Genomic DNA, 8,490 nt, shown 5'->3' on the forward strand with positions numbered 1-8,490 from the left:
CTTCACTTTTTTTGCTATTTCGGAGATTGAAATTCCTAGTTCCAAAAGGGCAGAAATCTGGTATCTTCTCCCCTCGGTCAACTGTTGATAACTCATAGTAGTATTGCTTGTTTCTTTGGCGAGAAGAGCGTACCACTTTCGGCAGTTGGCTTCCTCCTCTACACCTTTCTATGAGTGTCGCACTTATTATCTGAAATCAGGATTTATGTTCTCTGTTTTTTAGTCTATTTTTTGTATTTTTTATATAGATGTGTAATTTCGATATTTTACACTCAAATCATTGCATATTTTAAATTGGTTTAGGTCTCTTATAATGGGGGGTTATCAGATTAAAATTCTGCAATACGGCTTTTCCTAATCGTATTAATTAATTTTAAGTTGGCTTTTTTAGAGTTATTCAAAATTATTTATTTAAATCAATGTGTTGATTTTTATGATGCATTTCTTTGCTGGGCCTGTAAAGAATCCCTCATGAAATTAAAATTCTTATTTATGGCATGTTGATATTGAAGTTTTCTTGATGAGATTTTTGCATAGATAGCATTAAATATTTTGTTTGTTAATTATTTTATAATATGAATATAGTGTTTATGGCTTTTGGCCAAAAAAGCGTTCATGGCGCTTTTTTCCTAAACACAATAAATAAAGGAAACTAATTATGTTAAATAAAATGTTACTTATCTCACTTGTCATATTGTCAATTGGGAATATAAACGTACTCCACGCTAAGCCAAGTATAACAGCGGATCATGCTCGCGTTTCATGCCATAACCCAAGATATGGTGATAGTTGGAGCATTTTCGTCTCTGGTAACAGTCAAATTAACTATTATGTTAGGAAATGCATTTATGAAGGTGGTGCCCCGAGCGTTGATATGTACTAAGCATAGGTATTGATCCTGTCTTGAGTATCTATTGTGCAATGTGAGTTTATCAAACACAGCAGTACATGTTGCACTTCTGAATAAGTTTCCTCCTTCTATGTTAGTCCCATAAGTGTTTAAAAAATTCCCGAATACGGGAAGGTATTAAACCATATAAAATAAAAATTCAATTTAATCAATGCTTTAAATTTGGCATGTAATTGGCTCTAGTAATTTAAAAATAATTACTGAGACTGAGCATGGATATCAAAGACTCACTTGCGAAAAATAAGAAACAAAAGCCTCATTTAAAAAAAACTTTCCTCGGGATAGCTGGCAGCCTTGCATTAATTGCACTGGGATTTGCAGATTTTAATAGAAGTGAGCTTGATTTGCACAATTTGGTACTCGCTGAAGTACAAAACGGTAAACTAAGTTTAGCGGTATCAGGCTATGGAACTCTGCGATCTAAACAAAGTCGGTTTATCACAGCGAGCCACCGCAGCCAAGTAGAAGAAATCTTTTATTTACCCGGTAGTCGTGTGCAGTCCGATACTATCATTATGCGCTTGTCAAATCCGGAGTTGTTACAGTCTTTAAATCGAACCCGACTTGCACTCGCTAGACAAAAAGCCAGTTTTGAAGCATTAAAACTGAGTCAGCACAATGCCTTATTAACTCAACAAGGTCAGCTTACACTACTGAAAAGTGAGCTAGCCAATGCTCAAAATCGCGAAGAAGCAGAAGCAAAATTGATTGCAACAGGCATAGTATCGACACTTGAGCATAAACGTTCGCAATTAGAAGTGAGTCAACTTAGCGAACGGGTTAAATTAGCCGAACTACAGCTAATTCAAACTCAAGCACTGCACGCTCAAAGGTTACAAATTGAACAAGAGTTGATGCGTGAAGTTGAGCTTAGTTTTAGCGCAGCACAACAGGATGTCAATAAACTTCATGTGCGTGCAGGGATTAGCGGAATGCTTCAAGAGGTTAATGTAGAACAAGGGCAATCTGTTCAAATGGGGGCCCCTTTGGCATTGGTTGGCAGTGAATCTTCCTTATTAGCAGATCTCCAGGTTCCAGAGAAACAAGCGAGCAGGGTACAAGAAGGGCAAGTTGGTATTATCAATACATTCAGTGCAGAAGTAGAGGCGCGAGTAAAGCGTATAGATCCTGTTGTCAGAGATGGGCGCATTGCCATTGAGTTGGAACTAACCGGTACAATGCCTGACAACGCAAGACCTTCGTTGTCGATTGAAGGGCGGATCATCACAGATGTAAAGTTCAACGCTTTATCTTTGCAAAGACCAAGCTATATTGCTGAGCAAAGTAATGCTTCTCTGTTTGTTCTTGATTTAAATAGAAATCAACTAGTTAAAACCCCCATAGAGTTTGGTACACTCGTAGGCAACGCTATCGAAATTCGATCAGGTGTAAAGGCCGGCGAGCAAGTAGTGATCTCTGACATGTCTGATTTCAAGCACCTCGCACATATAACAATAACGCAATAATTATAAGGAAACATCATGGCTAATACACCAGTTATCGAGCTTATCAATGTCTCGAAGATTTATGTAAGTGAAAATGTTGAGACGCATGCACTCACAGACATCAATTTGACTATCCATAAAGGCGATTACGTTTCAATCAGCGGGCCTTCAGGTTGTGGAAAATCCACACTTCTAAGTTTAATGGGATTGCTAGACGACATCACTGATGGCACATATAGAATAGAAGGTGTTGATACCCAGACTTTAGATGCTGATACACTCGCAGAACTTAGAAATTTACACATTGGCTTTATTTTCCAGTCATTTAACTTGATTGATGAGTTATCTGTTTTTGACAATGTTGCGTTACCACTTATCTATCGTGAGCAACCTTTAAGTCAAGAGGATATTAAGAAACGAGTCAATAATGCTCTGAGCCAAGTGGAAATTGAGCACAGAGCAAACCATAAACCCAATCAATTATCTGGGGGCCAACAGCAGCGGGTCGCAATTGCTCGCGCATTGGCGGGTGAGCCCAGTATTTTATTGGTTGATGAGCCCACTGGTAACTTAGATTCTAAAAATGGTGATGCTGTTATGGCTATTTTAGATTCTTTGAATCAACAAGGCACAACGATTTGCATGGTAACGCATGATCCCCGATACGCTGGGTATGCCAAACAACAGGTTAAGCTATTTGATGGTGCTGTATTGCACGCAAGTGAGTTAGCTCATGAAGCGTCGAGGGAGATGGCATGAATATAATTCGCTTTACGAACCAGTTAAAGTTAGCGATCAATTCTCTTACTCAAGCAAAAGGTTTTTCAGCCTCCATTATATTAACTTTATCACTGACGTTAGCTTGTTTTTTTGTCGTAATGAGCCTCTTTAGCAGTTACTTTATCAAGCCACTCAAAGTTGAAAATGAATCGCGTTTAGTTATCGTTGAACAAGATAATATTTACGCAGATAAAAACAGCCCTGGTTATCAGAGCTTTCAAGCAATAGATCATTGGTATAACAGTCAGCAAGTTTTTGAAAAAGCGGCTGCCGTAAGTACATCACAACGAATTATAAAAAGCTTACCTGGACAGCCTAAAATCGATGTGACTTACGCAACAAGTGAATATTATGAGCTATTTAAAGTACCTTTAGTGTTAGGCAGGCATATTGCACCCGCTGTAACGTTTGAAGAACAAGTACAAGAGATGCTTATCTCTTATGCGTTTTGGCAACGTTATTTTGATGGCGATGAATCTGTGATAGGCCAAAGCTTGCAAGTTGAAGGTTTACAAGTGAAATCATTTAAGGTTGTAGGGGTTGTTGCAAAAGAATTTGTTGATCCATTTATGTTTAATGGTGGTAAAGCTCAAGTGTGGTTTAACTTTTCATCAGATGCACGGTATTTTCGTGAGGAAAACCGCAGTCCGTGGTCAAGTTTATATAGCTCACTCAAGTTGGTAGGCGTCTTAAAACACGGGGAAACACATGACAGTACGGTAACACATCTGTATCAATCTATTCAGCAAATTAAAACACAGTGGAAAGAGGGGTTTCCTAGCTTAATTGATTTGAAACCTATTGTAACGAGTTTCCGTGAGGCAGAGCTAGGGGATAATGATAATTTAGCAATTTTGCTACTGGCCGGAGTCACAGGTTTACTGAGTATAGCATTATTAAATGTGAGTAATTTGTTTATTACCAGAGCCGTAGTCAAACACAAGCAATTAGCGCTGCAGGCTGTGTTGGGAGCAAAACTACGGGTATTGTTTCAAAGTATTTTATTAGAAACAAGCGTGCTAATGATAGCATCTGTGCTGGTGGCACTATTTATAGCTGCATGGGGTATTCAGCTTTTTGTCTCTGTAAGTGACGGGTTTTTACCCTTAATTTCCGATCTTTCTCTTGATATGACAGTGCTGTGTAGTGCGCTGGTTACTTGTTTTTTGTTGTCTTTTTTATTCGCATTTATAACAAGTCGATTGATTAACTTTACCAAGCTTCGTATGCAAATTCAGTCCTCAGGTAAAGGCGCGGTAAGCCAAGTTAACCCCTACACAATAAAATTAATGATAGGTTTTCAGCTTTTTTTAGCAACTGTTCTGGTCATCAGCGCAACTATGGTGCTCAACAAAAGCCTTGAAACACTTAATAGGCCACTTGGCAGTGAAACAGAAAACCTATTTACAGTTCAGTTGTTTATACAAAATATGGAAGAAAGTATCTCTGAACGTTACCACTATATCGATGCGTTTAAAGAGGCTCTACGCAATATTGATGGAGTAGAGCGAGTCGCTCATGGTGATAGTCCTGTTCAAATGCATGTGCGTTCAACCACTGTAACAGATATGTCAGGAAAAGAGAGTCTATTTATTCCGCAAGCTTGGGTTGGAAGAGATTATTTTGATGTCACAGGTCTAAAAATCATTGAAGGGAGAACGTTTAGTGACGCAGCTATTCGTGGTGAAAAACATGAATTTTTAGTTTCAAAAGCAGTAAATGATTTACTTAAGCCCGGCGGAAGCTTAGTTGGAGAGAGTTTTATAAGCTTTGATCCCGATAACCCAGTTGAGGTAGTGGGGATCACGGAAAACTTTAATCACCCAAAATCTTTTGGCAGGCACCAAGGACGCCAGTTTTGGTTTGTCGCTCAGCCATATTCTTTTCCATATATTGTAAAAATGGAAGAAGGAAAAAGTTTAAGTCGTGAATTGGTATTTCAAGCTGGCAGAACAGTTGATCCGCGCACTGGTGTTTGGTTACTTACAGATATGCATCATGAATACGGAATGATGACGCATATGGAGCGAATGACACGTAATTTATCTATTGTACTCGCGATGTTTACTTTATTACTCGCGGGAATAGGTATTTACGGGGTACTCAGTTACAACTTAGGTTTACGTCGTTACGAGCTTGGGATCCGAATGGCCTTGGGAGCGAAAAGTAAAACCTTGTATAAACAGCTATTTAAAGACACTATATTGCCGTTAGCAAGTTCATTTATTTTGGCGGTGTTAGTGTGTATATCTAGCTATAGCAAGCTTACTGAACATGTGAATGATTATATGTTGCTTAATGCAACTTGGTTAACAGCGGTTTGCATGGGGATTGTATTATTTGCACTGTTTGCGACTTTATATCCAATGAGCAAAATATTGGGCTCGAAGCCAATGGCTTCGCTACGCCAAGAGTAGATAGAGCGGTGAGCTAAAGCGATAAAGCTTTAGCTCATTAGAATAATAATAAGAAAGGTAATATGAAAACAGTATTAATAGTTGATGATCTAATTGATGTTCGATTGAGTGCGCGTATCGTATTAGAGCGCCATGAAATCAGGTGCTTAGAAGCAGAACATCCGGCTACAGCATTGGCTTGCTTGGAACAAGAAAAGGTCGACCTGATCTTATTAGATATGAACTTCAGCCAAGATACGACTTCAGGGCAGGAAGGGTTGGCATTTTTATCTAATTTGACTGAGCGTAACATAAATATTCCCGTAATAGTGATCACTGGCTGGGCGAAAATTGACCTCGCAGTGCAAGCTATGCAAAACGGCGCTCGTGATTTTATAGAAAAGCCATGGAAAAACAAAAGACTAATTGACGCTGTAAAAAATGTAATTGATAAGTCTGAAAGTACTTTAAATATAAAAGAGCAAAGTATATTTTGGGCCTTTAGCGAAACCAGTCATGCATTATTAGAAAAAGCCAAACGTATTGCCAAAACCGATGCCAATATATTGATCACGGGTGAAAATGGTACCGGTAAAAGCATGTTGGCGACATTTATTCATCAGCATAGTCCGCGCGCCACAAAAGATATGATTAGCGTGAATATGGCTGCGATCCCTGACAATTTATTTGAAAGTGAACTATTTGGACATAGAAAAGGCGCATTCACAGATGCAAAAGAGCACAGAGTTGGTCGGTTTACGTTAGCAAACAACTCGAGTTTATTTTTAGATGAGGTTGGATGTCTGCCTTTACCGCTGCAAGCAAAGCTTTTGAGAGTATTGGAATGCGGACAGTATGAGGAAGTTGGCTGCTCTAAATCTAAGCACAGTAATGCTCGAGTTATTTCTGCAACGAATGCAAATTTGGATGAACTTATTGAAGAGGTTAAGTTTAGAAGGGATCTGTTATTTAGATTAAATACTTTAGTCATTGAGTTGCTTCCCTTAAGAGCGCGACTAGATGAGCTCGCAGAGTTTGCGAGTCAGTTTTTAACGCTTCATTCGAGAAAATATGGACGAGATATAATGACTTTATCTGGTCAAGCTCTTAATAAGTTAAAAGAATATCATTGGCCTGGCAATATTCGAGAGCTTTCTCATGTATTAGAGCGGGCTGTGATCATGGCACCAAACAAAACGATTGAAGTTCAAGATATACAAATTACACAAACTAATAAGCAGCCAATGAGTCATGTCCCCCTGATGTCATTAGAGCAGGCTGAACAAAAGCTCATTACTCAAGCGATAACTCATTTTGATGGTAATGTGGTTAAGGCGGGTGAATTTTTGGGACTGAGTAAGTCTGCGATTTATCGGCGGATGGATAAATTTAATATTCAGGTTACGAGTACCTAATGCGATTAAAGCCAATTTCGTTAGAGCGAAGCATAATATTGTTGTTTTGTGTGCCTAGTTGCATCTTATTGATTTTGATATTTTTTATAACAATATATTTTGAGCTAGGAAAATTAGAAGTTTTGACTATTTTATTAGCGCTTATGCTACCTAGTATTTTAGCACTTCACAAGGTTTATGGCCTTGTTATTAGTTGCTTAGACGGTATTTCTGTACAGATAGATAGTTTGGCAAATGAAGATTTTACCATTTGGCGATTAGCTAATTATCAACAAGGACGTGTGGCTCAGATTAAGGCTGAATTGAAGTCTATTGCTTGTCGAATGCAGTATAAGCGCCAAGAATATGCTGAAAACGAGTCATTTATTTTTGATTTCATTAACGAGCTTGATTTACCTATTGTGGTGCTCGATCATCACTTTCAAGTGTACCACTACAACATTGCTGCAGCACATTTTTATAAAGGTGTGCACATTACCGGATTTAATACAGCACAACTCGCACTTGAAAAGATAAATGGTCGCTGGCAAACAATATCGGATAATCAGCGTTTTAAAGTGTTAGAGCACACGCTCTTCAGGGGCCAAAGGCAATATAAATTGATGGTCTACGTGTCAATTGAACAACAGCTTAGAAAAAATGAGCAGCAAGTGTGGCAAAAGCTTGTTCGAGTGTTAAATCACGAGGTGAGAAACTCACTCACGCCAATTTACTCTATGGCTCAGTCATTAAAAGACCTGTCAAGTAATACAATCAATGACTTACAACAGACCATGCTGGGTGTGATTGAAAAGCGTGCTGAGCATCTATTAGGGTTTGTTTCGAGCTATTCAAAATTATCTCAACTTCCTGAACCCAAAATGCATTTTATAGCTGCATTTGAATTACAACAACGCTTACATGCATTATTCCCTGACGTAACTATAAAACAACTATCTGGTGAAAATCTTAATGTCTACTGTGATTTAGAGCAGTTAGAACAGGTATTACTTAACTTGGTTAAAAATGCAAATGAAGCAAATGAGATAACTGGAGCAGATGAAATTATCATAGTAATCAAACTATCTGAGTTACACAGTTGTTTTGAAGTAATAGATTATGGAGAGGGGGTGTCAAATACAGACAATTTATTCACACCTTTTTACTCTACAAAAGAGCAGGGTAGTGGTATTGGTTTGGTGCTAAGTAGAGAGATCATTCGTGCGCAGGGCGGGGAGCTAACGTTAAAAAGCAGGGGGAATAGCAATGGCGCTATCGCAACCATTCAGTTACCTAATTTGTCTAAAGATCCAGACTCCGCCTCGTCTAGCTAGTGAGCGGAACATACACAATTTAGCCATTCGGAGCGCAAATGAAGCTTGCTGCCATTAGAATACCTTGCAGAAACCTCAAAGATGCAGAAACTTTTTATGTAGATAAATTAGGCTTAAATATTGCGTTCGGGTCGTTAACTGACGGCTATATCGGCTTACAGTTGCAAAATACTCAAGTGATTTTAGAGCTGGAAGAAAAAAGTGAATTTGAATGTGGTAACTACCTTGTGT

Annotated in this window: 7 protein-coding genes; all 7 read left to right on the forward strand. The window is 38.6% G+C overall.

Going from position 1 to position 8,490, the window contains the following annotated elements; genetic code table 11:
- Nucleotides 1-658 precede the first annotated feature (658 nt).
- Nucleotides 659-883: a hypothetical protein gene (locus L1077_RS26645; protein ID WP_237139792.1), complete on the forward strand. Its 225-nt coding sequence runs from the start codon at nt 659-661 to the stop codon at nt 881-883.
- A gap of 239 nt (nt 884-1,122) precedes the next feature.
- On the forward strand, nt 1,123-2,376 hold the full coding sequence (locus tag L1077_RS26650; protein WP_237139793.1) for an efflux RND transporter periplasmic adaptor subunit: 1,254 nt from the start codon (nt 1,123-1,125) through the stop codon (nt 2,374-2,376).
- A 15-nt stretch (nt 2,377-2,391) separates the two neighbouring features.
- Nucleotides 2,392-3,114, forward strand: a complete 723-nt coding sequence (locus L1077_RS26655) for an ABC transporter ATP-binding protein (RefSeq protein ID WP_237139794.1) — start codon at nt 2,392-2,394, stop codon at nt 3,112-3,114.
- Nucleotides 3,111-5,552, forward strand: coding sequence for an ABC transporter permease (locus tag L1077_RS26660; protein ID WP_237139795.1), 2,442 nt, complete (start codon nt 3,111-3,113; stop codon nt 5,550-5,552). Before L1077_RS26655 ends, L1077_RS26660 begins: the two co-directional genes overlap by 4 nt.
- A gap of 62 nt (nt 5,553-5,614) precedes the next feature.
- Nucleotides 5,615-6,946, forward strand: coding sequence for a sigma-54-dependent transcriptional regulator (locus L1077_RS26665; protein ID WP_237139796.1), 1,332 nt, complete (start codon nt 5,615-5,617; stop codon nt 6,944-6,946).
- A gap of 122 nt (nt 6,947-7,068) precedes the next feature.
- The gene (locus tag L1077_RS26670) at nt 7,069-8,259 is read left to right on the forward strand and encodes a sensor histidine kinase (RefSeq protein ID WP_237139797.1); all 1,191 of its coding nucleotides are present in this window, start codon (nt 7,069-7,071) and stop codon (nt 8,257-8,259) included.
- A gap of 38 nt (nt 8,260-8,297) precedes the next feature.
- A partial coding sequence (locus L1077_RS26675; protein WP_237139798.1) for a VOC family protein occupies nt 8,298-8,490 on the forward strand: 193 nt, incomplete at its 3' end.

This window comes from Pseudoalteromonas luteoviolacea, from assembly GCF_021654285.1.
Taxonomy (GTDB): Bacteria; Pseudomonadota; Gammaproteobacteria; order Enterobacterales; family Alteromonadaceae; genus Pseudoalteromonas; species Pseudoalteromonas luteoviolacea_J.

Bases quoted from the DNA above. Each gene is read 5' to 3' on its own strand.
- L1077_RS26645 (WP_237139792.1), top strand. From the start codon at position 659: ATGTTAAATAAAATGTTACTTATCTCACTTGTCATATTGTCAATTGGG.
- L1077_RS26650 (WP_237139793.1), top strand. From the start codon at position 1,123: ATGGATATCAAAGACTCACTTGCGAAAAATAAGAAACAAAAGCCTCAT.
- L1077_RS26655 (WP_237139794.1), top strand. From the start codon at position 2,392: ATGGCTAATACACCAGTTATCGAGCTTATCAATGTCTCGAAGATTTAT.
- L1077_RS26660 (WP_237139795.1), top strand. From the start codon at position 3,111: ATGAATATAATTCGCTTTACGAACCAGTTAAAGTTAGCGATCAATTCT.
- L1077_RS26665 (WP_237139796.1), top strand. From the start codon at position 5,615: ATGAAAACAGTATTAATAGTTGATGATCTAATTGATGTTCGATTGAGT.